The sequence below is a fragment of the Mycobacterium sp. Panama NTM2 genome, from assembly GCF_054355555.1.
In genome coordinates this window covers 3619555-3642834 of sequence record NZ_CM135953.1, presented here as the reverse complement: position 1 = coordinate 3642834, position 23280 = coordinate 3619555, and the positions used below count along the sequence as shown (strand labels likewise).

Sequence of the window (23280 nt, the reverse complement as noted above, 5' to 3'; positions counted from 1 at the left end):
CATGCGTGTCTACCTCGGCGCCGACCATGCCGGATACGAGCTCAAGCAGGCCGTCATCGAGCACCTGAGCGCGGCCGGTCACGAGCCGGTCGACTGTGGCGCCTTCACCTACGACGCCGAGGACGACTACCCGGCGTTCTGCATTGCCGCAGCCGAGAAGACCGTCGCCGACCCCGGCAGTCTGGGCATCGTGATCGGCGGCTCCGGCAACGGCGAACAGATCGCCGCCAACAAGGTGCCGGGCGTCCGGTGTGCGCTCGCGTGGAGCACAGAGACGGCGCAGCTGGCCCGCGAACACAACAACGCGCAGGTGATGGGCATCGGCGGTCGTATGCACAGCACCGAGGACGCGCTCGCGATCATCGACGCGTTTCTCGCGGCGAAGTGGTCGGAAGCGCCGCGTCACCAGCGCCGGATCGACATCCTCGCCGAGTACGAGAACACACACGTCTCACCGCCCGTGCCGGGAGCCTGAGCCCCCCGAAGATGTGACGAATCGGGCGCAAGCATCGACGTCAGTCATTACGGCGCCCGGCCGGTTGCCGTGGTCGCGGGTACGGTGCCGCAGACTTGTCCGATGCCCGAAGGTCACACCATTCATCGCCTCGCGCGACAGCACCAGCGCATGTTCAAGGGGCAGCATGTCGCGGTCAGCAGCCCGCAGGGCCGCTTCATAGACGGCGCCGACGCGGTCAACGGCAAGGTCTTCGCCAGGGCCAGCGCCTACGGCAAGCATCTGTTCCACCACTACGCCGGTGGCCGCATCGTCCACGTTCACCTCGGCCTGTACGGCAAGTTCAACGTCTTCGACGTCACCGACGGTGTCCCCGATCCGGTGGGCCAGGTGCGGATGCGCATCGTCGGCACCCAAAAAGGCACCGATCTGCGCGGGCCCACGGCCTGCGAGGTGGTGACCGAAGCAGAGGTCTCGGAGATCCTGGCCCGGCTGGGCCCCGACCCGTTGCGCAAGGATGCCGACCCCAGCACGGCATGGACACGAATCCACAAGTCGCGCAGAGTGATCGGCGCGCTGCTGATGGACCAGTCGGTGCTCGCCGGAGTCGGCAACGTGTACCGCAACGAGCTGCTCTACCGCCACCGCATCGACCCGCACCGACCCGGAACCAAGCTGGGGGAGAACGAGTTCGACGACGCGTGGACCGACCTCGTCGAGTTGATGAACGTGGGTGTGCGCAAGGGCCGCATCATCACCATCCGACCCGAGGACGACCACGGCCTTCCGCCTTACCGGCCGCGCCGGCCGCGCACCTACGTGTACCGCCGGGCCGGTGACCCGTGCCGCATCTGCGGGACGTCGATCCGGACCGAGGTGCTCGAAGGGCGCAACCTGTTCTGGTGCCCGACCTGCCAAACCTGACTCCGGCGGGCGCCTGGCCGGGCGACCCGGGAGAATTGCCGGGTGGAACTGATCCTGGTCGTCGTCGGAGCCATCGTCGTCACCGCCGTGGCGCACCGCCGCGGGCTCGAACCCGCCCTGATCATCGTCGTCGTCGGCATCGCGGTGTCGTTCCTGCCCGGTTTCGAAGCGCCTGAACTCGATTCACACATCCTGCTGTCGGTGGTGTTGCCGCCGCTGCTGTACTCGGCCGCCCTGGACTTCTCCTTCCCGACGTTCCTGCGCAACATCAAGCCGATCCTCGGACTCGGTGTGGGGCTCGTCGTCGTCACCGCGTTCACCGTCGCGCTCGTGTCGTCGTGGTTGGTGGTTGTGCCGTTGACGTTCGGCACCGCGCTGGTGCTCGGCGCCGTCGTGGCCCCGCCCGATGCCGTGACCGCCGTGGCCGTCGGCCGCAAACTGGGGCTGCCCAAGCGGGTCATGTCGATCCTCACCGGGGAGAGCCTGATCAACGACGCGGCGGCGCTGGCGCTGTTCTCCGTGGCGGTCGCGCAGGTGGCCGGCAGCCGCACGTTCATCGAGAACCCGGTCTTGCTGTTCGGCTACAGCGCCGTGCTCGGGCCGCTGGTCGGGGCGGCGCTCGGCTACGTCACCCTGTGGATTCGGCGTCGCCTCGCCAACCCCGCGCTGGAGACGGTGCAGGGGCTGATGGTGCCGTTCGCGGCCTTCATCGTCGCCGAGGAGCTGCACGCGTCGGGGGTACTCGCCGTGGTCGTCGCCGGATTCGTGGTCGGCAGCGGCACCGTGGACGCCGGCTACCAGACCCGCTTGCAGGAGCGGTACGTGTGGAACTCGGTGGACGTGCTGCTCGAGGCGTTCGTGTTCGCCTACATCGGCCTGCATCTGCGGTTCGTGCTCGAGGATCTGCGCGAGGCCCACGAGTCGCTGATGGAGGTGGCCGTCGCGTCGGCGCTCGTCTTGCTGATCGTGCTCGTGATCCGGCCGCTGTCGGTCTTCGCGATGTTCAGCAGGGGAGTGCTGTCCCGACAGGTCGAAAAGCGGCTCAGCGTGCCCGTTCCCGAGCAGGGCGGCCGGGGTGCACTGGGCACCCGTCGCCGTGCGGCCGTCCCGCCGCGGTGGCGCTCACGCATCGACAACCGTGCGTTGAGCTGGCCGGAGAACGTCGTGGTGTCGTGGACCGGCATGCGGGGGGTGGTGACTCTCGCTGCCGCGGCGGCGATCCCGGTGACCACGGTGACGGGTGACCCGTTCCCGGAGCGCGCCACGATACAGGCCATCGCGTTCGTCGTCAGTGTCGGAACGCTTCTGCTGCAGGGCGCGACGCTGCCGCTGCTGATCCGCCGCCTCGAGCTGTCCGCCGACGCCGACCAGGCCTACACGGCAGCTGAGACACAGAAGGCCGAGCAGGTGGTGCACACCGCGGCGGCGTCCGTTCTCGCCGACTTCCGGGCCAATCCGCCCGTCGGTCTGGACCCCCGGGTCCTCGCGGAGATCCGGGCGGTCGTCGCCCGGCACTCCCACGACGCCGACGAGATGCCCGACCCGGATGCTCACACACCGCGCGCCGAGGTGTTCGCCCAGCTCTACCGCGACGTGCTGTCGGCTCAACGGCACGCCTTGATCACCGAGCGCGACGAGGGGCGTATCGACGACGAGGCGGTGCGGGCGATGCTGGAGCGGTTGGACCTCCAGGAGGCCGGTGTGTCGGCCCGGCTGGAGAGCCGGTTCTAGAAGTCGAACCCGCCGCCGAAGTCACCCCCACCGAAATCGCCGCCGCCGAAATCGCCACTGTTCCAGTCTCCGCCGCCACCGTCCCAGCCGCCGCCGGTGTCGGCACCGTCGAACCCGCCGTCCGAGCCTGCGCCGTCGAGCTGACCCTGTTCCATCCCGTCGGCGAATCCGTCGCCGTAGCCGTTCTCGAAAGCGTTCGCGTCATAGCCGACCCCGGCCATGCCGGAGAACAGCGAGCTGAAGAGCAGCGCCGAGCCGATGCCCCATGCACCGGCCACCAGGGCGGGCTTCCACCACGGCTCGGAATACCAGCCGGCGGGCACCGGGCGTCCGGCGACCCGGCCGCCGGGGTAGTAGTTGGGCGTGCGCTGCGACGGTGTCGGCGACGCCTCTATCTGTCGGCCGTCGAAGTCGACACGGCGGTCCTCGGTGACGACACCGGCCGCGCGCTGACCGGACAGTGCCTCGAGGTCCGGCCCCGGATCCATTCCCATCGCGGTCCGTGCCGCTCGCACGTAGTAGAGCCCTTCGACAGCGCTCTCCTTGGCCAGTGCGGCCTGCTTCACGGTGGTGGCCTGGTCGATCTGCGAGGAGGCCGCGGTGAACCGCTCGGACGCGTCGGCCAACGCCTGCTTGGAGGCGTCGTCGGTTCCGCTGAGTGCGAACACCTGACCGCCGAGGCGCTCGATGACACGACGGGCGTCGGCCTTGGCGTCGGCCAGTGAAGCCGCGCTGCGCTGACCGGATGCCTTCGACGATGCGTAGACGGCGATTCCGATCGCCGCGACCACCAGCACGATGAGGAGCAGGAGAACGCCTTCCATGGCTCACAGCGTACCGACAGGTCAGCCAGGAAGCCGGTGTCGTTTCAGGCCCTCGCCCCCGGGTAGCAGGGCCGTCGACCGTTGGCGCCCTCGGCGCCGCACGACACGAAAGGACGTGACACACCGATGAGCTCGCCCACGACTCGCACCTCGACACCCCGATCCCAGGCCCAGTGGGCCTCGCTGATCGTCGGAGTCGTGTTCCTGATCGTCGGCATCGCCGGGTTCATCCCCGGTGTGACCACCGACTACGGCGAGTTGACGTTCGCGGGCCATCATTCCGGGGCCATGCTGCTGGGGATCTTCGCGGTGTCGGTGCTGCACAACATCGTCCACCTCCTGTTCGGGATCGCGGGAATCCTGTTCGCGCGCAGTGTCACCGCCGCACGGTCGTACCTGATCGTGGGTGGGATCGTCTATGCGGTGCTGTGGTTGTACGGGCTGATCATCGACCGGGACAGCAGCATGAACTTCGTGCCGGTGAACAACGCCGACAACTGGTTGCACCTCGTCTTGGCCGTGGGCATGATCGCGCCGGGCGTGCTGCTCGGCCGCCGGGTGAAGGACGCCGGGCGGCACTGACCCCTCAGACGGTGACCGTCTGGCCCCGTTCGATGTGGATCAGACGGTCACCGAGGCCGCGGTGGTGCATGGCGGCGGTGAAGTCGCCGAGCGGCGACGCGAAGACGCCGTAGTCATCGAAGTGCACGGGAATCACCCGCGGCAGATCCAGCCGATGCGCGACTTCGGCACCGGCGACGCCGTCCAGCGTGACCGTCACGCCCAACGGCAACTTGCCGCCCGCCGGCAGCCGGGTTCCGCCGAGATGGAGAATCCCGGCGTCGATGGCGTCGAAATGGGTGGGAATCTCGGCGAGTTCGTCGATGAGCAAGGTGTCGCCCGAGACGTAGAGCCGGCACTGTTCGGTGCCGTCGTCGAACTCCAACATCGAACCCATCACAGGGGGAAGCAGGCGCCGCAGCGGCATGGGGGCGTGCCGACCCGGTAGCGCGGTCACCGTCAAGCGGTAGCGTCCCTGCTCGATGAGAGACGTGCGCCAGGTATTCAACCCATGGGCTGCGTGAAAACCCTTGCTGTGCAAACGTTGTGCGGCTGCCTGTGTCGTGACGATCGGTACATCGCGGTCGAGGCCGCGTTCGGCGACGCGGTCCCAGTGGTCGCCGTGCATGTGGGAGAGGATGACGGCGTGCAGCGGGGGCAGCTGCTCCACGGTCAGCGCGGGGGGCTGACGTCGCTTGGACCACAATCCGTAGCCGAGATAGGCACGCTGCCCCTGATGCAGGAAATTCGGGTCGGTCAGCACCGTGATGTCACCGCACTGGATGAGGGTCGTGGCGTTGCCGATGAACGTGATGCGCAGATCCATGCCCGTGTTGCCGGAGCGTGCGGGTTGCGCACCCCCCGTACCGACTGCCTCGTCCACGTCGTTGCCTCTCTCTCGTGATTACGGTGTGCTCGCGCCGGCGGGTTCGATCACGCGCCTTCGTAGGGCATGTTGGCGAAGGGCGGGGACACGTCCGGGGGCGTCGCGAAGATGCGGGCGTGTCCGTCTTTCGTGCATCGCACGATGCTGCTGTTGGGGGCGGCGGACTGGCACTGCACCCTGTTGTCGTCGGGTCGCGCGACCGCCGCGGGAGCGGTGGCCACAGCGCCTGCCGCGATCGCCGTGACCGTGAGTAGTCCGTAGCTCAGCTCGATTCGCGTCATGATGGTCCCTCCTGAGGTGCCCCGCCGGCAGCCTCGGTCGCCGGTACGTCTGCGGGACCGACTACCCGGGTCGGCGCGTGATACACGCAGAGCCAGCAGATTTCGGAGCTCGAGCGTCGCCGATCAGTGACGCCGGGATCAGCCGACCGTCACTTCCGGGCCAGGTGCGCGCGACGGGCACCGTGCATGCGAGCCGCAAGCGGTTCCGATTCCCGGATCACGATGCTGCCCTTCTCGATGACGATCCAGCCGCGCGTCGCGAAGTCGCACAGCGCTTTGTTCACCGACTCGCGCGACGTCCCGACCAGGTGTGCGAACTGCTCCTGCGTCAAGTCCATGGGCACCCGCATCGCGCCGTGCTCCTGAACACCGAAGCGTTGCGCCAACCCGAGCAGGTGTTTGGCCACGCGGGCCGAGACGCTGGCGTAGACCGTGTCGGTGATCGTGCTGGACGTGGCGCGTATCCGGCGGGCGAGGATGCGCAGGAACCGCTGGGCCATCTCCGGCTGAGCCGTCATCATCGTGATCAGCTCGCGGCGCTCGAGCCTGGTGGCCAGCACATCGGTGATGGCGACGGCACAGGTGCCGCGCGGGCCGGGATCGAAGACGGAGTCCTCGCCGAACATCTCGCCCGGCCCCAGCACCTGGAACAGGCACTCGTGATCGGTGTCCCTGTTCACCCCGACGCGCACCGTGCCGGAGTCGATCACGAACAGGCAGGTGTCCTCGTCGCCTTCGGCGAAGATCACCTCACCCGCACGCCATCTCGTCCGGCCGGTGGGAGGTCCGCTCTGCGGTCCAGCAATCGTTGCATCTAGTACCGCGGTCGACGCGTCGATCATGGTGTCCTCCCAAAGTGCCGGCAAGGTCCTGCCTGCTACCCGGTCGGAGAGCGTCTACGCGTGATCGACGAAGTTCGCGCGTTCTCGCTGCGATGTGTTCGCCGCGCAGCGATCAGGACGCGCTGCGCTCGGCCTGCCGTTGTGCGATGCGATCGCGCAGACGCGGGCGCTCCTTCTTGGTCTTGGTGGTCGCCTTGGTGGAGGTCGCTTCGGTGGAAGTTGCTTTGGTGGAGGTCGCCTTGTCGGAGGTCACCTCGGTGGAGATTGCTTTGTCGGCAACCGCCTCGCCGGCAGCCGCCGTGTCGACCTGGGTCGACTGCCGGCGCTCCGCCAGCCGGGAGAACAGCTTGCGCAGCGGACGCGGTGATTCGCTCTGACTCGCCGTCTCCGCCGCCACGCTGGCGTCGGGGGTCGTCGCTGCGACCTGGGTGGCCGTCGGGGTGGCGGGGTAGGTCGGGGCAGGCAGCACGACCGGACGCTGGACCTGGCCCGGCAGGTAGTACTGGCTTTCGATGCCCGGTCGCTTCGCCTGGTCGATGGCGGCGATCTGCTCGGGCGTCTTCCACCCCGGGTAGATCAACGGCAGCGGATAGGTGAGGAAGTACTGGGTGGTGGACCCGGTTCGCGGGTCGGTGTAGGAGACCGCCGGATCGGAGAGATCGAGTCCGTTGTACCCGTCGCGGTGCACCCGCTGACTGAGGTTGTACCGGGCGAAGTTCCTGGTCCCCGCCGGAACGTCGGCGACGATGTCGTACTGACGCAGGACGAAGGTCGCGTTGGAGCCGACGCCGTCGGCCAACGTCGGATGGCGACTGAAGAAGCTGAAGGCGTTGAAGTTGCCGGGCGTGCTGGGCGCACCGAGGAGGTAGAACTTCGTGGTGGTGTCCTCGGGATGAGTGTTCAGATACTCGATGGCGGCGTCGGTGGAGTCGGAGTAGGTCCAGATCGTGTTCTCGCCGGGGTGTGCGGCGACGTAGTCCTCGATCGCTTGGACGCCCCGCCTCAAACTCGCCGCGTTGACGCTGAAGTTGGCATAGGGAATGAGGTCACAGCCTGCGCTCGGATCGCAGCCCTGCCCGGCGGGCGCCTTGATGCTGGCGTAGTCGACGTTGGCGCCGAACAGGCCGGTCATGTAGGCGACGTCTGCCATTGCAGGCGTCGCGGACAGGAGCGCCGCGGATGCGATCAACGGAACGCTGGCGATGATCTTCTTCATGGTTGCCGTCCTTGTCGACTGTGAGGAAGCGGCCCCGACCGCTCGAGGTGGAGGTTTGCCCAACGCGCGCTGTTTCAATCGCTGATCGACGCCCTTTTTGATGCCCGCCTGGCGGGAGCACGGGGCGTCGGCAAGCGGTTGCGCAGAGAAATAGACGCGTGAGTCCACGCACCTAGCTGGCGACATATGGCCCCCCCATTCGTCGTCCGCAATGTTATGCGAACGTCAGCCGAGGCGCGCACTTCTTCACTGTGCTGATTCCGCTGTTCTGTCGCGAGGATTTGCCAGTATCGTCACGAAGGCGTCAGGTTCTGCGGTGGGGAGGGGTTCTGCGACCCGTCGAACCGCACCCCGACCAGTTTCTCGGAAAGGCTCCACAATGTGGCGGCATCGGCGATGTCGCGCGCGGGCTTGTACACCTGCTGCTCGGCGGGAGGGCCGGAGAGATGTTGAAAACCGCTGGGGCCGTATAGCTTTCCACCACGAGATTCCGGGTGTGTGGCCGCGTACAACGCCGGTAGCATCCCGTCTTCGGCAGATCGGTTGACCAGTCCCAGGCGGGCGAACAGCCTCACCATGCGCAGGCCGGTCGTATCCCGTTCCCGGCCGAGGCCCGGTTGAGCCGCAAGGAGATTGGTCGGTGTGACGCCCGGGTGTGACGCGTTGCTGGTGATGTTCCACCCATTCGCCCGGCTGCGACGGTGCAGCTCCAGCGCGAACATCAAGTTGGCGATCTTCGACTGGCTGTACGCCTTCGACTCCGAGTAGGACCGATCGAAATTGGGGTCCGCCCAGTTGATCGCATTGAATCTCGCGGAGATGCTGGTCTGCGTGGTGACCCGCGCCTTCCCGGCGATCAACAGGGGAAGGATCCGCGCGGTGAGGGCAAAGTGTCCGAGATGGTTGCTGCCACATTGCAATTCGAAACCATCGGTGGTGGTCTGCCGGCTGGGCGGGCTCATGACACCGGCATTGTTGATCAGCACATGAATAGGCCGTCCCTCGGTGGTCAGTTCACCGGCCAAGTCGGCTATCGACTGCAATGACGAGAGGTCCAGCGACTTCAGACTGACGCGCGCGGTCGGAGTGTTGATGCGGATCCGCTCGAGGGCCAGCCGACCCTTGTCGGCATTGCGCACCGGCAGGATCAGCTCGGCGCCCGCGGCTGCCAGCCGATCAGCCAGCGCGAAACCGATACCGTCGCTGCCCCCGGTGATCACGACCAGCCGGCCCGCCATGTCGGGAACCACCGTGCGCCCTGACCCTGCCGCCATCTCGTACTCCTCGTGTTGGTTGCTCCGTCGACGGTGTCACGGACGCGGCGGAGCGTTCAGGGCGAAGCTGTCCAGGGACGATCCGTCCCCCCGTGGGAATTCGTCAAAGCGGGTTCACGCATCCAGTTCGTCGGCACGCGAGTGCGCCACCGGGTCAGCCCCCAGCGCGGCGAGTTTGGCGTGGCTGGCGGTTCCCGGCTCTGCAGTGAACACCAGCAACGTGTGCAGCCGCTCGACGTCATGCAGCACTTGGCAGTGGAGGTCGAGCACTCCCAGCCGCGGGTGCACCACCCGCTTGGACAGCTCGTGGGGCACCTGGACATCGTGCTGCTCCCAGCGAGCGGCGAATTCCGGGCTGCAGCCGAGCAGATGCTCGACGATGCGGGCAGCGCGTGAGCCGGGTCCGTCTCGCACATAACCCAACCGCGCGGCGGCGACATACGATCGACCGATCGCCGAGTGGTCTTCGTCCGGATAGATCCGACGGCTCTGCTCGTCGGTGAACCAGCGGTACAGCACGCTTCGCGCCATTCCCTGGTGCCGGGTCTCGTCACCGAGCAGGGCGCGCGCGGCCGGGGTCTGCACCAACGTTTCGCCGAGAGTAGACATCACCTGTGCCGGGGTGTCCTGCAGCCGGTCGAGTATGCGCATCATCGCAGGACTGACATCGTCGGTGACCGGCGTGCGGGCCGGCGCGTTGTGACCGGCCAGCCGGAACAGGTGGTCTCGTTCATCGGGCGAGAGTCTGAGCGCTTCGGCCAGGGCGGACACCACCTCCGCGGAGGGCGCAGAACCGCGCCGCTGCTCCATCCTGCTGTAGTAGTCGGTCGAGATCATCGCCAGTGCCGCGACTTCTTCGCGGCGCAGACCGGTGGTGCGTCGGCGCAATCCTGTCGGCAACCCGACGTCTTCCGGGGTGAGTGCCTGACGCCGAAGGCGCAGGAAATCTGCGAACTGGGCCTGCTCCATGGACCCATTCTTCCCGACACGCGCCGCCTCACCCGCGGGCGAAGCTGCTATCGGCCTCTCGCCCTCACCGCGGTGGTGCGCCGATCACCTCGGTGTCGATGGGCTCCCAGGCCGCAGCGCCACTGCCGTCGCGGACGACATGGCCGAACGGTTGATCTCCGAAATGGATTGCGAACGTTGCGGTTTCGGGTCGGCAGAGTTCCTCGAGAAGGCGAGTGCGTGCCTCCGGTACCCGATCGGGTTCAGCGTCGGGAGCAGAGCCCCATGCGGGGTGGCGCAGTTGCGCCGGAGTGTGAAAGGCATCGCCGAAGGCGACCATCCGCCGGCCCGACGGTGAGGTGATGACGTAGGACGTGTGTCCGGCGCTGTGGCCTGGGGTGATCAGCGCGGTGACGCCCGGCAGGATCTCCTCGCCGTCGGTCACGCGCCGCAGTGTCGAAAGACGTTCCATCGGTGCGACGATCGAGTCGTGATCGCATGCTCCCACGGGGCGCTCGCCGCGCTGGAACGGCTGGAGTTCGAGGTCGGCGACCACGTAGTGCGCGTTGGGGAACGTGGGAACTCTGCGGCCGTCCTCGCCGTCGACGAAGGCCCATCCGGCATGGTCGACGTGAAGGTGGGTCAGGGCGAACACGTCGATGTCCTCCGGGCGGACGCCCACTGACGCCAAGGTGGCCAGGAATGCGCCGCAGTCGGTGCGTCCGGTTTCGTTCTCGGTCCGAACGTCACCCATGCCCGCATCGATCAGCAGTGTGGTGTCGGCGAACTCGACCAGCAGCCCGCCCGCGGACATGGCGATGCGACCGTCGGGACCGATCTCCTCTGGGTGCCCCTCCCAGTAGGACCGCGGAATCGCGGGCAGGAACACGTCGGCCGCCAGCCACAGGGAACCGTCCACCACGTAGGTGAAGGTCACCTCGCCGTCGGTCAGGCGTCGTATCGATGACTGGTCGCCGATCCTGCCGATCGTGCTTGCCATAGAAGGACCTCGCGGTGTCGGGTGGTGCTACCTCTTCCCAGCGTGCCAGCTCGTCAGGATGCGAGCAGATCGTGACCCGCAGCGGTCCGCAATTCGTATGACGCACAATGGCGACCATGCGGATCGCGGTGTTGGGAACAGGTGCCATGGGTGCCGGAATGGCGCAGTCACTGCTGCGCGAGGGCTTCGACGTGACGGTGTGGAACCGCACGCCGGCGCGATCGGAGCCGCTGGCCGACGACGGCGCGGAGGTGACGTTGGACCCGGTGGCGGCCGTCGCCGACGCCGACGTCGTGTTCTCGATGCTCTTCGACATGGAGTCGACGGTGTCGGTGATGGAGACCGTGCTGCCGCACCTCGGCGACGGCGCCGTGTTCGTGCAGTGCGCGACGGTCGGCGTGGAGGGTGCGGCGCAGACCGCGTCGCTGGCCGCCACGCACGGGGTGGCGTTCCTCGACTGCCCGGTGCTGGGCACGAAGGCGCCCGCCGAGCAGGGCAAGCTCGTGATGCTGGCCTCCGGTGACCCCGCCCTGCGCGAGCGGGTGCAGCCGGCCTTCGACGCGGTCGGGTCCAAGACGATCTGGGTCGGCGAGGAACCGGGCGCGGGGTCCAAGCTGAAGCTGGCGTGCAACGCGTGGATCGCCTCGATCGCGGCGGCGACCGCGCAGTCGATGGCGTTGGCGAAGGGCCTCGGCGTGGATCAGCGGCAGGTGCTGGAGGCGCTCGACGGGTCGGCGGCGAACTCCGCCTACCTGCAGATGAAGGGCACCGCCATCATCGAGGACTCCTATGCACCGCAGTTCAGCGTCGACGGGGTGCGCAAGGACACCGGGCTGATCCGTTCCGCGCTCGCCGAGTCCGGGGTGTCGACGGCGCTCATCGACGGCGTCCGCGCGGTGTTCGACGGCGCGAGCACCGCCGGACACGGCGACGACGACATGGCCGCGGTGTATTTCGGATTCTGAGCTGGTTCTGAGCTGCCTGGAGCGGGCGACGGGAATCGAACCCGCGTAATCAGTTTGGAAGACTGAGGCTCTACCATTGAGCTACGCCCGCGTGTCACTGCAGCGCCGCTGCAGTACCGCCAGAGGATACCGGCCCCGCCCCCCGAGAATCCAATCGCCATCTGGATGTGGCTTTGCTCAGGTCAGGACGTAGGATCGCCGGTGGTCTGACGCTGCGCGTGAGCGTGAGGCGGCAGCGACGACCGGGGTGTAGCGCAGCTTGGTAGCGCATCCGCTTTGGGAGCGGAAGGCCGCAGGTTCAAATCCTGTCACCCCGACCAGTTCGACCCATCAGACGAAAAGCAATAGAGGAGTACCGAAGTGAAGAGCACCGTCGAGAAGCTGAGCCCGACCCGGGTGCGCATCAACGTGGAGGTGCCCTTCACCGAACTCGAGCCAGAGATCGACAACGCCTTCAAGCAGCTGGCCAAGCAGGTCCGGCTGCCCGGTTTCCGCCCGGGCAAGGCGCCCCGCAAGCTGCTCGAGGCGCGCGTCGGCCGCGGCGCGGTGCTCGAGCAGGTCGTCAACGACGCGCTGCCCACCCGCTACAGCGAGGCCATCACGTCCGAGTCGTTGCAGCCCATCGGCCAGCCCGAGATCGAGGTCACCAAGCTCGAGGACAACGACGAGCTGGTGTTCACCGCCGAGGTGGACATCCGTCCCGAGATCGAGCTGCCCGACCTGAGCACGCTCAAGGTCACTGTCGACCCGATCAGCGTCGAGGACTCCGACGTCGAGGCCGAGCTCGATTCGCTGCAGAAGCGCTTCGGCACCCTGACCGGCGTCGAGCGTGCCGCTGAAAACGGCGACTTCGTCTCCATCGACCTGTCGGCCACCGTCGACGGTGAGGACGTGCCGGAGGCCGCCACCGAGGGGTTGTCGCACGAGGTCGGCTCCGGCCAGCTCATCGACGGCCTCGACGAGGCGATCGTCGGGCTCAAGGAGGGCGAGTCGAAGACGTTCACCACGACCCTGGTCGCCGGTGAGCACGCCGACAAGGAGGCCGAGGTCACCGTCACGGTGAAATCGGTCAAGGTGCGCGAGCTGCCCGAGCTGGACGACGAATTCGCCCAGCTGGCAAGCGAATTCGACACGATCGACGAGCTGAAGGCCGACCTGCGCGAAAAGGTCGCCCGCGTCAAGCGCGTGCAGCAGGCCGAGGCCATCCGCGACAAGACCATCGAGGAGCTGCTGACCCAGGTCGAGGTGCCGCTGCCCGAAGCTGTCGTGCAGGCCCAGGTCGACGACACCCTGCACAACGCCATCCACGGCCTCGACCACGACGAGTCGAAGTTCGCCGAGTCGCTCGCCGAACAGGGCAGCAGCCGCGAGGAGTTCGACACCGAGAACCGCACCAACGCGGAGAAGGCCATCAAGACCCAGCTGCTGATGGATGCGATCGCCGACAAGCTCGACATCCAGGTGGGGCAGAACGACATCACCGAGCGGCTGGTGCTGATGTCGCGTCAGTACGGCATCGAGCCGCAGCAGCTGATCCAGATGCTGCAGCAGAACAACCAGCTGCCGGCGATGTTCGCCGATGTGCGTCGTGGGCTGACCGTCGCGGCCGTCGTGCACGGCGCGACCGTGACCGACACCGACGGCACCGAGATCGACACCACCGAGTTCTTCGGGCCCTCCGGTGACGCGGCCGTCGCGGACGGCGAGACCGAAACCATCGACGAGACCGAGACCACTGACGAGACCGAGACCACTGACGAGACCGAGGCCGCTGACGAGACCGGCGCCACTGAAGCGTCCGGGGACGACGACACCAAGTGATGCTCTGAGCGAACGCGCGGCGTCTGGGGACTCCCCAGCGGCGCGGGTTGGTTAGTGTCGTCCGTAAGACCGGTCACCGCGTCGGAAGTACACAGAAGAAAGCAGGTATCCAGTCGTGACTGACATGCGTGGCGCCTCCTCGGGCCTCAACCTTGTCGACTCGGTGTATGAGCGGTTGCTGGCCGAGCGCATCATCTTCCTGGGCTCCCAGGTCGACGATGACATCGCCAACCGGCTGTGCGCCCAGATCCTGCTGCTGTCGGCCGAGGATCCCACCAAGGACATCCACCTCTACATCAACTCACCCGGTGGCTCGATCTCCGCCGGGATGGCGATCTACGACACGATGGTGTTGGCCCCCTGCGACGTCGCGACCTACGCGATGGGCATGGCCGCGTCCATGGGCGAGTTCCTGCTCGCCGCAGGCACCAAGGGCAAGCGGTACGCCCTGCCGCACGCCCGCATCCTGATGCACCAGCCGCTCGGCGGCATCACCGGCGGCGCCGCGGACATCGCGATCCAGGCCGAGCAGTTCGCCAGCATCAAGAAGGAGATGTTCCGCCTGAACGCCGAGTTCACCGGGCAGAGCATCGAGCGCATCGAGGCCGATTCGGACCGTGACCGGTGGTTCACGGCGCAGGAAGCACTCGAATACGGCTTCGTCGACCACATCATCACCAGCGTCACCCTCAATGGCGACGGACCAGGAGCAGGACTCGACAAATGACCGACAACACTTCTCGTCACCCGGCGGCCGTTCACCCGTCCCTGGACCCCCGAGTGCAGCCGCAGGCCCGCTACATCCTGCCGTCGTTCATCGAGCACTCCAGCTTCGGCGTCAAGGAGTCCAACCCGTACAACAAGCTGTTCGAGGAACGCATCATCTTCCTCGGCGTACAGGTCGACGACGCGTCGGCGAACGACATCATGGCCCAGCTCCTGGTGCTCGAGTCGCTGGACCCGGATCGCGACATCACGATGTACATCAACTCGCCGGGTGGTTCGTTCACCAGCCTGATGGCGATCTACGACACCATGCAGTACGTGCGCGCCGACATCCAGACGGTGTGCCTGGGGCAGGCCGCCTCGGCGGCGGCGGTGCTGTTGGCCGCGGGTACTCCCGGCAAGCGTCTGGCGCTGCCGAACGCGCGTGTGCTGATTCATCAGCCCGCGCTCGGCGGTGTCATCCAGGGTCAGTTCTCCGATCTGGAGATCCAGGCCGCGGAGATCGAGCGGATGCGCACGCTGATGGAGGAGACGCTGTCGCGGCACACGGGCAAGCCTGCCGACGTGATCCGCAAGGACACCGATCGCGACAAGATCCTGACGGCCGAGGCGGCCAAGGACTACGGCATCATCGACACGGTGCTGCAGTACCGCAAGCTCTCGGCGCAGAACGCCTGACGCTCAGCCGTTGCTGTAGACCCTCGTGGGGGTCACCAGCACGGCGGTGCGGCGCTGCTCGCGCATCGTCGCGTCGTAGGCGTCCCAGTCGTCGTGGGTTCCGCCCGCGGCGGTGAAGACGTCGCGGAGCAGCTGCGCGAGCATCTGCTCTGACTCGAGCCACGGTTGTGCGTCGTCGGGACCGGCCAGCTCGGCGCGCCCCTCGACCGTCGCCCACTGCCACCCCTTCCGGAAAGTGACCGCTGTCTGCGGTCGCGCGCGCAGGTTGGCCAGCTTCACCTTTCCGTAGGTGACGTGCCCCAGCACCGGGTCTCCGGTGGCGGGGTGGGCGAGCGCGCCGGCATTGATCAGCGACGCCTGGATCGTGAGATCGGCGCGCAGCGTCGAGACGACAGCGAGGCCGTTCTCTTCTCGGGCCAGCGCGACCGCGTCCGTGAGGGTGGTCATTTGCAGAAGGCTACGGCGAGCAAAAGACCACGCGGCGACCTCGGCCGTGCCAGGCTGTGATCTACCTGTCCGTCAATATCGAGGGGGTTGGTCATGGGGAAGACTCTGCTGCTGGCAGTGGCGGCTGCGGGCGCGGCCGCCACCCTCGCTCCGGCCGTCGCGCACGCGCAGGATCCGGTGTGTCCGGCGGGGACGTACTGGGACGCCGCGATCGCCCAGTGCGTCGCTGTCAACGTCTACGTCAACCCGCCGAACCCCGTTGTGGGGCCCGTCGGCCCCGTCGGGGTGGGCGGCGTGGTGGGGCCCGTCGGGCCCGGCCCGGTCGGCCCCGGACCCGTCGGACCGGGCCCGCTGGGACCCGGTCGCTGACGCCGGCGCCGACGTCTCAGGCGGTACACCGAACCTGCTCTGCGCGGGTAGGTACTCTCGGTCCAGTAACAGCGGCGACACGCCAGAGACACGGTGGTGCGTTCCACGGCCATCGCCGGACGGTCAGGCGATATGTTGTCGCAACCACACGTGAATATCAGCGGCGCTATTCGGGCTCATCGGTCGCACTGGGCCGGAAGATGCGGGTAGCGTCGGAAACGTTGCGGTGCGACCCACCGAATCGATCGATGTGCAACAGCAAGAGGAAGTAGGACCCCTGCACCATGGCACGCATTGGAGACGGCGGTGACTTGCTGAAGTGCTCGTTCTGCGGCAAGAGCCAGAAGCAGGTGAAGAAGCTCATCGCAGGACCGGGCGTCTACATCTGCGACGAGTGCATCGATCTGTGCAACGAGATCATCGAGGAAGAGCTGGCCGACGCTGACGACGTCAAGCTCGACGAGCTGCCCAAACCTGCGGAGATCCGGGACTTCCTGGAGAGCTACGTCATCGGTCAGGACACCGCGAAGCGCACCCTCGCCGTCGCGGTCTACAACCACTACAAGCGCATCCAGGCGGGGGAGAAGAGCCGCGATTCGCGCTCCGAGCCCGTCGAGCTCGCGAAGTCCAACATCCTCATGCTGGGCCCGACCGGCTGTGGCAAGACCTACCTCGCGCAGACGCTGGCCAAGATGCTCAACGTGCCGTTCGCGATCGCCGACGCCACAGCGCTGACCGAAGCCGGCTATGTCGGCGAGGACGTCGAGAACATCCTGCTCAAGCTGATCCAGGCCGCCGACTACGACGTCAAGCGCGCCGAGACCGGCATCATCTACATCGACGAGGTCGACAAGATCGCCCGCAAGAGCGAGAACCCGTCGATCACCCGCGACGTCTCCGGTGAGGGCGTGCAGCAGGCATTGCTGAAGATCCTCGAGGGGACGCAGGCGTCGGTGCCGCCGCAGGGCGGGCGCAAGCACCCGCACCAGGAGTTCATCCAGATCGACACGACGAACGTGCTCTTCATCGTCGCCGGTGCCTTCGCCGGGCTGGAGAAGATCGTCTCCGATCGCGTCGGCAAGCGTGGCCTGGGCTTCGGCGCCGAGGTGCATTCGAAGGCCGAGATCGACACCCAGGATCACTTCGCCGAGGTCATGCCCGAGGACCTGATCAAGTTCGGCTTGATCCCGGAGTTCATCGGCCGTCTGCCGGTGGTCGCCTCGGTAACCAATCTGGACAAGGAATCGCTCGTGTCGATCCTGTCGCAGCCGAAGAACGCCCTGGTCAAGCAGTACACCCGGTTGTTCGAGATGGACGGTGTGGAGCTGGAGTTCGCCGAGGACGCCCTCGAGGCGATCGCCGACCAGGCCATCCACCGGGGCACCGGAGCCCGCGGCCTGCGCGCCATCATGGAGGAAGTCCTGCTGCCGGTGATGTACGACATCCCCAGCCGCGACGACGTCGCCAAGGTGGTCGTCACCAAGGAGACCGTCGAGGACAACGTCCTGCCGACGATCGTGCCGCGCAAGCCGCAGCGCAACGAGCGCCGCGACAAGACCGCCTAGCCGCTTCGCGCCGCGAGTGTGCGGATTCATCCGCGACTCGCCGGGCGGATTCAAGCGATCGATGCAACACCCCGTGTGATTGAGGAGTGTTGCGATGGGTCGAGTCCCGTTGTGGTCGCGGATGCCGACGTTCTGGGAGCATGTCCGGGCGGGTCTGAGTCCGGCTGAGGCCGGTGTGGCTGTCGGCGTGTCCGACGGCTGTGGGAAGCGGTGGTTCCGTGAGGCTGGCGGCGTGAAACCAGCCACATCCCAAGCGAAACCGAGTGGCCCTCGTCGGCGGCTGACGTTGGACGATCGCATCGAAATTCAGGTGGGTGTGTGCACCGGTGAGTCGTTGCGATCCATCGGCCGACGATTAGGTCGGCCAGCATCGACGATCAAACGCGAAATCGACAACAACAGCGAGCTGCGGAACCGCCACCAGGGCCGTAAATCGGGGTATCGACGCAAACACGCCGTCGGTGCCCGCCAGAGCGGCAATGCCTCGTCGGTGCGTTATCTGGCCACAGCTGCTCACGACCGCTCGGCCGAACGCGCCCGTCGGCCCAAGCAGCGCCGACTGGCCTGCGATGACACCCTGCGCCAGGAGGTGCAGACTCGACTGGAGCTGCACCACAGTCCTCAACAGATCGCGAGGCGGCTGCGCAGCGATTTTCCCGACGATCCGGAGATGTGGGTGTCACACGAGGCGGTCTACCAGGCCATCTACGTGCAAGGGCGTGGGTCGCTACGGCAAGAGCTGCACCGCTGCCTACGCACCAAGCGCGCGATCCGACACCCTCAGCGCCCTGCAGGAGCCCGTCGTCGTCGTATCCCCGGCATGATCAACATCAGCCAGCGTCCCGCCGAGGTCGCCGACCGAGCGGTTCCCGGGCACTGGGAAGGCGATCTGATTTTGGGGTCGACCGCCTCAGCCTCGGCGATCGGCACTCTCGTCGAGCGCAGCACCCGGTTCGTCATGCTGTTGCACCTTCCCGAGGATCACACGGCGCTGAGCGTGCAGAACGCGATCGTGGCCAAGATGAGCGAGCTGCCCGAGCACTTGCGTCGCTCGCTGACCTGGGACCAGGGCAGCGAAATGGCCAATCACGCAGCGATCGCCGCGGCCGCCGATCTCGACATCTACTTCTGCGATCCCCACTCGCCTTGGCAACGCGGCACGAACGAGAACACCAACGGGCTTCTGCGCCAGTACTTCCCCAAAAGCACCGACTTATCGCTGTGGGGGCCCGGCTACCTCGACAACGTCGCCGCCGAACTCAACGGCCGACCCCGCAAAACCCTCGACTGGAAAACCCCAGCCGAAGCCCTTAACCAACTACTGTCCAAACCGCCAACTGTTGCATCGACCCCTTGAACTCAAGCCGGTCAGGGCGGATCGCGATGCACACTCGCGGTCAGTTGAGGACGCGGTCCGGGCGGGTGTAGACGTTCATCGAGTCGCCCCGCAGGAAGGCCACCAGGGTCACCCCTGACTGTGCGGCCAGGTCCACCGCCAGTGACGACGGCGCGGAGACGGCGGCGAGCATCGGGATGCCGGCCATCACCGCCTTCTGCGTGAGCTCGAACGACGCCCGGCCACTCACCAGCAGCACCGTGCCCCCCAGCGGTATGCGGTGCTGTTCCAGGGCCCAGCCGATCACCTTGTCGACCGCGTTGTGCCTGCCGATGTCCTCCCGCACGACCAGCGGCTGCCCGTCGGGGTCGAACAGGCCGGCGCCGTGGAGTCCGCCGGTGGCGGCGAACACCTTCTGCCGACGGCGCAACTCCGCGGGCATGTCCGCCAGGACGTCGGTCTCGACGGCCACCGGGTCGTCGCCCGGGGCGTGCTTGCTGACCAGCCGCACCGCGTCGAGGGACGCCTTGCCGCACACACCGCACGACGACGTCGTGTAGAAGTTCCGTGTCGGGTCCACCTCCGGCGGCGCGACCCCGGGCGCCAGCGTCACGTCCAAGACGTTGTAGGTGTTCACACCGTCCTCGTCGGCGCCGCGGCAGTAGCGCACGGCGGCGATGTCTTCCCGACCCGTCACCACACCCTCGGTGAGCAGGAAGCCCTGCGCCAGCTCGACGTCGGAGCCGGGGGTACGCATCGTGACCGTCAGGGGTCGCCCGTCGACGCGGATCTCCAGCGGTTCCTCGACGGCCAACGTCTCGGGCCGAGCCGTGGCGCCCTCGGCGGTCACATGGTGGGCTCGCCGACGGGAGGTCACTCGGCCCACGGATTCACCTCTCGTCGCGACATCTCTCCCATTGTGGTCTGTTCGCGCGACGACGGCCACGACGGCCGCCTGTAACCCGTGTCTTGCGACGTTGACGTTCGCGTAACAGGATCGGCATCGGATGTTCCTACTGTTGGCCGGTCAATCGTTCCGTGAAAAAGAAGCGGACGACGCAGCGGATAAGGAAGTCCATTGAGCGGTAACTCGGTACGCCTGCAGGCCATCAACAACGTCGAAGCCTACGTCCCGCCGGCCATCAGCTTCGACCCCGCCGAGGCGCCCGGCGAGGTGTTCGGGTCCAACGTGTTCACCAAGGCCGAGATGCAGCTGCGGTTGCCCAAGTCGGTGTACAAGTCCGTCGTCGCCACCATCGAGAAGGGCGCCAAACTCGACCCGGCCGTCGCCGACTCGGTGGCCTCGGCGATGAAGGACTGGGCGCTGTCGAAGGGCGCCACCCACTACGCGCACGTCTTCTACCCGATGACCGGGCTGACCGCCGAGAAGCACGACAGCTTCCTCGAACCCGTCTCCGACGGCCAGACGCTGGCCGAGTTCGCGGGCAAGACACTGATCCAGGGTGAGCCCGACGCATCGAGCTTCCCGTCGGGTGGGTTGCGCAGCACGTTCGAGGCGCGCGGCTACACCGGATGGGACGTCACTAGCCCGGCCTACATCCTCGAGAACCCCAACGGCAACACGCTGTGCATCCCGACGGTATTCGTGTCGATGACCGGCGAGGCGCTGGACTACAAGACCCCGCTGCTGCGCAGCCAGCAGGCGATGGGAACGCAAGCCGAGCGCATCCTGAAGCTGTTCGGCCACAAGAACTTCGACAACATCGTCTCGTTCTGCGGTCCCGAACAGGAGTACTTCCTCGTCGACAGGCACTTCTTCCTTGCCCGCCCCGACCTGATCAACGCCGGCCGCACATTGTTCGGCGCCAAGCCGCCCAAGGGCCAGGAGTTCGACGACCACTACTTCGGCTCGGTGCCCGAGCGGGTGCTCGGCTTCATGATGGACACCGAACGCGAGCTGTTCAAGCTCGGTATCCCGGCCAAGACCCGGCACAACGAGGTCGCGCCGGGCCAGTTCGAGATCGCGCCGATGTTCGAGCGCGCCAACATCGCCGCCGACCATCAGCAGCTGCTGATGACGATCTTCCGCAACGTGGCCAAGAAGCACGGCATGGAGTGCCTCTTCCACGAGAAGCCCTTCGCCGGCGTCAACGGCTCGGGCAAGCACGTCAACTTCTCGATGGGCAACGCGCAGTTCGGCAGCCTGCTGGTGCCCGGCGACACCCCGCACGAGAACGCGCAGTTCCTGGTGTTCTGTGCCGCGGTGATCCGCGCCGTGCACAAGTTCGCCGGACTGTTGCGCGTCTCGGTGGCCTCGGCGACCAACGACCATCGGCTCGGCGCCAACGAGGCTCCGCCGGCGATCATCTCGATCTTCCTCGGCGCGCAGCTGGCCGACGTGTTCGAGCAGATCGCCAAGGGCGCGGCGACGTCGTCGAAGGGCAAGGGGTCGATGATCATCGGTGTCGACACCCTCCCCGAGCTGCCCACCGATCCGGGTGACCGCAACCGCACGAGCCCATTTGCCTTCACCGGCAACAGGTTCGAGTTCCGTGCGCCGGGATCGGGGCAGACCATCAACGTGCCGATGATCATCCTGAACACGATCATGGCTGACTCGTTGGATTACATGGCGACGGTGTTGGAGACCGCCGTGGGGGCGGGCGAGGACTTCGACCAGGCGGTGCAGAAACTGCTGACAGAGATCATCACCGAGCACGGCGCGGTGGTGTTCAACGGTGACGGCTACTCGGAGAACTGGCAGATCGAGGCCGCCGAGCGCGGGCTGCCGAATCTGAAGACGACGCTCGACGCGATCCCGGAGTTGATCAAGCCCGAGGCCGTCGAGGTGTTCGAGCGCTACGGGGTGTTCAACGAACGAGAGTTGCACAGCCGCTACGAGGTTCGCCTCGAGCAGTACGCGCTGACGGTGGGGGTCGAGGCCAAGCTCGCGCTCGAGCTCGGCACGACGGTCATTCTCCCCGCCGCGGTGCGCTACCAGACCGAGCTGGCGCAGAACGTCGCCACGCTCAAGGCGGCCGGCGTGGCTGCCGACACGACACTGTTGGAGGGCGTTTCTGGCCCGATCGCCGAGCTGACGGCGGCGTTGGCCTCGCTGAAGGCAGGGCTGGCGGATCACTCGGCGGAGTCGGCGCTCGACGAGGCCACGCACGCCCAGAAGGTGCTGCTGCCCGCGATGGATGCCGTGCGCGCGGCCGCAGACACGCTCGAAGGTGTGGTGGCCGACGACCTGTGGCCCCTGCCGACCTATCAGGAGATGCTCTACATCCTCTGAGGCGCTTCGCGAGTGTGTGCTCTCATCCGCCCTGCGCGGCGTGTCGCGGATGAAATCGCGCACTCGGCACGGGTGGCTCAGCCGGGGTCGATGATCTGCACGACCCCGGCGGTCACCCCGGCGACGAACAACCGGCCGGTGGTCGCGTCCACGCCGACGGTGTACGGGTTCTGCACCGTGGCAATGCGTTTCACTTCGCGCGGCATGGGGTCGGTCATGTCATAGCCGACGACTTCGTTGGTGCCCGACGAGGCGACCCACAGCAGGTCGCGCGTCGGGTCGTAGGTGATGCCGTAGGGGCCGCCGGGTTGGGCGATCTCGGCGAGCTGTCTGGGCGAGGTGTCGAAGACGCGAACCGCATCACCGCGGGTGTCCGCGGCGATCATCCGGCCGTGCTTGTCGGCGACGAGGTGGGTGGGACCGTCCCCGGCGGGTGTCGAGCCCACGATGGTCAGGTTCGCGGTGTCGTAGATCGTCAGGTCGTTCTTGCGGACATCGAGCAAACCCATCCGATCGCCCACGGGAGCCAAGCCGGCCGGCTGAACGCTGTCGGTGAACACCTTCACGATGTCGTCGCCGCGCAGCGCGGTCACGGTACCGCCCAGTTCGTTGGCGACGAACACCGTGCCGTCGGGCGCCTCCGACGCGTCGTGCGGCACGGTGCCGGTGATGATCTGCGTCTCGGCGCGGCCGCCGGGGAGCTCGACGCGCACCAGCGCGTTCGCGCTCTCCACCGGAACCAGAACGGGACCGCCCGGTTTCGCCAGCTGCAGGTGTCTGACCACACCCGGCAGCGGAGTGCGCCCCGTGATCTCGCCGGTGTCGGCGTTCATCAGCACCAGCTCGTTGGGCTCGCGCGCGGCGACGGCCACGGTCCGGGTGACGGCGTCGACGACGACGCCCTCCGGTGCTGATCCGACACGGATCTGCCGGCCCGGGGGAGGTTGCCGGGGTGCGGGGGCGCGCTGAGGTTCGGCCGCGGGCGGCAGGCTGCCCGTGGGGGGCCGGGTGCCCTCGGTGGGTGCACCGGGAGGAATCAATCCGGTCGTGGTGGGCGTGCTGCTCGGCGCCGATGGCGTGGTGGACGGCGCGGCCTGATCGACCGGTCTGCTCTCACAGGCCGTCACGACACAGATCAGCGCGAGCACACACCACAGACGTCTCATGGCGCCCGGG

At 67.1% G+C, this 23280-nt stretch carries 23 protein-coding genes and 2 tRNA genes; 13 read left to right on the top strand and 12 right to left on the bottom strand.

What is annotated here, in order from left to right; genetic code table 11:
• The first annotated feature begins 1 nt into the window (after position 1).
• The 3 genes from ACXYX3_RS17215 to ACXYX3_RS17205 all read left to right on the top strand — a co-directional run bounded on the left by ACXYX3_RS17215 (position 2) and on the right by ACXYX3_RS17205 (position 3109).
• Positions 2-475 carry a ribose-5-phosphate isomerase gene (locus tag ACXYX3_RS17215; RefSeq protein WP_458608341.1) on the top strand — a complete coding sequence of 158 codons (474 nt, stop codon included), beginning with the start codon at positions 2-4 and terminating at the stop codon, positions 473-475.
• Between the two features lie 102 nt (positions 476-577).
• Positions 578-1378 (top strand): Fpg/Nei family DNA glycosylase, encoded by an 801-nt coding sequence (locus tag ACXYX3_RS17210; protein ID WP_458608340.1) that lies wholly within the window; start codon positions 578-580, stop codon positions 1376-1378.
• Between the two features lie 42 nt (positions 1379-1420).
• The gene (locus tag ACXYX3_RS17205; RefSeq protein ID WP_458608339.1) at positions 1421-3109 is read left to right on the top strand and encodes a cation:proton antiporter; all 1689 of its coding nucleotides are present in this window, start codon (positions 1421-1423) and stop codon (positions 3107-3109) included.
• Here the strand turns inward: ACXYX3_RS17205 and ACXYX3_RS17200 are convergent.
• Positions 3106-3933, bottom strand: coding sequence for a DUF1542 domain-containing protein (locus ACXYX3_RS17200; protein ID WP_458608338.1), 828 nt, complete (start codon positions 3931-3933; stop codon positions 3106-3108). The two genes, ACXYX3_RS17205 and ACXYX3_RS17200, sit on opposite strands and share 4 nt — an antisense overlap.
• A gap of 126 nt (positions 3934-4059) precedes the next feature.
• Between ACXYX3_RS17200 and ACXYX3_RS17195 the strand changes: the two genes are divergently transcribed.
• Positions 4060-4515, top strand: coding sequence for a DUF4383 domain-containing protein (locus ACXYX3_RS17195; RefSeq protein ID WP_458608337.1), 456 nt, complete (start codon positions 4060-4062; stop codon positions 4513-4515).
• A 4-nt stretch (positions 4516-4519) separates the two neighbouring features.
• Here ACXYX3_RS17195 and ACXYX3_RS17190 read toward each other — a convergent pair whose 3' ends face one another.
• The 7 genes from ACXYX3_RS17190 to ACXYX3_RS17160 all read right to left on the bottom strand — a co-directional run bounded on the left by ACXYX3_RS17190 (position 4520) and on the right by ACXYX3_RS17160 (position 10941).
• Positions 4520-5320: an MBL fold metallo-hydrolase gene (locus ACXYX3_RS17190; protein ID WP_458612127.1), complete on the bottom strand. Its 801-nt coding sequence runs from the start codon at positions 5318-5320 to the stop codon at positions 4520-4522.
• 107 nt (positions 5321-5427) lie between these two features.
• A complete protein-coding gene (locus tag ACXYX3_RS17185; RefSeq protein ID WP_458608336.1) occupies positions 5428-5661 on the bottom strand; it encodes a hypothetical protein in 234 nt (77 codons plus the stop codon).
• A gap of 149 nt (positions 5662-5810) precedes the next feature.
• Positions 5811-6503, bottom strand: a complete 693-nt coding sequence (locus ACXYX3_RS17180) for a Crp/Fnr family transcriptional regulator (RefSeq protein WP_458608335.1) — start codon at positions 6501-6503, stop codon at positions 5811-5813.
• Between the two features lie 112 nt (positions 6504-6615).
• Entirely contained in the window at positions 6616-7719 is a 1104-nt protein-coding gene (locus ACXYX3_RS17175; protein WP_458608334.1) for a hypothetical protein, read from the bottom strand.
• Positions 7720-8012: 293 nt separating this feature from the next.
• Positions 8013-8993, bottom strand: coding sequence for an SDR family oxidoreductase (locus ACXYX3_RS17170; protein ID WP_458608333.1), 981 nt, complete (start codon positions 8991-8993; stop codon positions 8013-8015).
• Positions 8994-9107: 114 nt separating this feature from the next.
• Complete coding sequence (locus ACXYX3_RS17165; protein ID WP_458608332.1) at positions 9108-9962, bottom strand: helix-turn-helix transcriptional regulator; 855 nt, start codon at positions 9960-9962, stop codon at positions 9108-9110.
• 64 nt (positions 9963-10026) lie between these two features.
• Positions 10027-10941 (bottom strand): MBL fold metallo-hydrolase, encoded by a 915-nt coding sequence (locus ACXYX3_RS17160; protein WP_458608331.1) that lies wholly within the window; start codon positions 10939-10941, stop codon positions 10027-10029.
• 116 nt (positions 10942-11057) lie between these two features.
• Between ACXYX3_RS17160 and ACXYX3_RS17155 the strand changes: the two genes are divergently transcribed.
• Positions 11058-11906, top strand: coding sequence for an NAD(P)-dependent oxidoreductase (locus ACXYX3_RS17155; RefSeq protein WP_458608330.1), 849 nt, complete (start codon positions 11058-11060; stop codon positions 11904-11906).
• Between the two features lie 17 nt (positions 11907-11923).
• On the opposite strand, the gene ACXYX3_RS17150 is transcribed toward ACXYX3_RS17155, so the two are convergent.
• A tRNA-Gly gene (locus ACXYX3_RS17150) sits at positions 11924-11997 on the bottom strand.
• Between the two features lie 152 nt (positions 11998-12149).
• Here ACXYX3_RS17150 and ACXYX3_RS17145 point away from each other — a divergent pair.
• The 4 genes from ACXYX3_RS17145 to ACXYX3_RS17130 all read left to right on the top strand — a co-directional run bounded on the left by ACXYX3_RS17145 (position 12150) and on the right by ACXYX3_RS17130 (position 15131).
• Positions 12150-12226, top strand: a tRNA-Pro gene (locus tag ACXYX3_RS17145).
• A gap of 40 nt (positions 12227-12266) precedes the next feature.
• Complete coding sequence (tig, locus tag ACXYX3_RS17140; protein ID WP_458608329.1) at positions 12267-13727, top strand: trigger factor; 1461 nt, start codon at positions 12267-12269, stop codon at positions 13725-13727.
• Positions 13728-13851: 124 nt separating this feature from the next.
• A complete protein-coding gene (locus ACXYX3_RS17135; protein WP_241206041.1) occupies positions 13852-14454 on the top strand; it encodes an ATP-dependent Clp protease proteolytic subunit in 603 nt (200 codons plus the stop codon).
• Positions 14451-15131 carry an ATP-dependent Clp protease proteolytic subunit gene (locus tag ACXYX3_RS17130; RefSeq protein WP_241205995.1) on the top strand — a complete coding sequence of 227 codons (681 nt, stop codon included), beginning with the start codon at positions 14451-14453 and terminating at the stop codon, positions 15129-15131. The genes ACXYX3_RS17135 and ACXYX3_RS17130 overlap by 4 nt, the downstream gene beginning before the upstream one ends.
• Before the next feature lie 3 nt (positions 15132-15134).
• Here ACXYX3_RS17130 and ACXYX3_RS17125 read toward each other — a convergent pair whose 3' ends face one another.
• Complete coding sequence (locus ACXYX3_RS17125) at positions 15135-15578, bottom strand: TIGR03618 family F420-dependent PPOX class oxidoreductase (protein WP_458608328.1); 444 nt, start codon at positions 15576-15578, stop codon at positions 15135-15137.
• A 93-nt stretch (positions 15579-15671) separates the two neighbouring features.
• Between ACXYX3_RS17125 and ACXYX3_RS17120 the strand changes: the two genes are divergently transcribed.
• From ACXYX3_RS17120 to ACXYX3_RS17110, 3 genes are all read left to right on the top strand, one after another.
• Entirely contained in the window at positions 15672-15947 is a 276-nt protein-coding gene (locus ACXYX3_RS17120) for a hypothetical protein (RefSeq protein WP_458608327.1), read from the top strand.
• A 284-nt stretch (positions 15948-16231) separates the two neighbouring features.
• Positions 16232-17512: an ATP-dependent Clp protease ATP-binding subunit ClpX gene (gene clpX / locus ACXYX3_RS17115; protein ID WP_241205998.1), complete on the top strand. Its 1281-nt coding sequence runs from the start codon at positions 16232-16234 to the stop codon at positions 17510-17512.
• Between the two features lie 94 nt (positions 17513-17606).
• Positions 17607-18869 carry an IS30 family transposase gene (locus ACXYX3_RS17110; RefSeq protein WP_458608326.1) on the top strand — a complete coding sequence of 421 codons (1263 nt, stop codon included), beginning with the start codon at positions 17607-17609 and terminating at the stop codon, positions 18867-18869.
• A 40-nt stretch (positions 18870-18909) separates the two neighbouring features.
• Here the strand turns inward: ACXYX3_RS17110 and fdhD are convergent, their stop codons facing one another.
• Positions 18910-19734, bottom strand: coding sequence for a formate dehydrogenase accessory sulfurtransferase FdhD (gene fdhD, locus ACXYX3_RS17105; protein WP_458608325.1), 825 nt, complete (start codon positions 19732-19734; stop codon positions 18910-18912).
• 192 nt (positions 19735-19926) lie between these two features.
• Between fdhD and ACXYX3_RS17100 the strand changes: the two genes are divergently transcribed.
• Positions 19927-22104, top strand: a complete 2178-nt coding sequence (locus tag ACXYX3_RS17100; protein WP_458608324.1) for a glutamine synthetase III family protein — start codon at positions 19927-19929, stop codon at positions 22102-22104.
• A gap of 77 nt (positions 22105-22181) precedes the next feature.
• Here ACXYX3_RS17100 and ACXYX3_RS17095 read toward each other — a convergent pair whose 3' ends face one another.
• Positions 22182-23270: a YncE family protein gene (locus ACXYX3_RS17095; RefSeq protein WP_458608323.1), complete on the bottom strand. Its 1089-nt coding sequence runs from the start codon at positions 23268-23270 to the stop codon at positions 22182-22184.
• Positions 23271-23280: the final 10 nt, after the last annotated feature.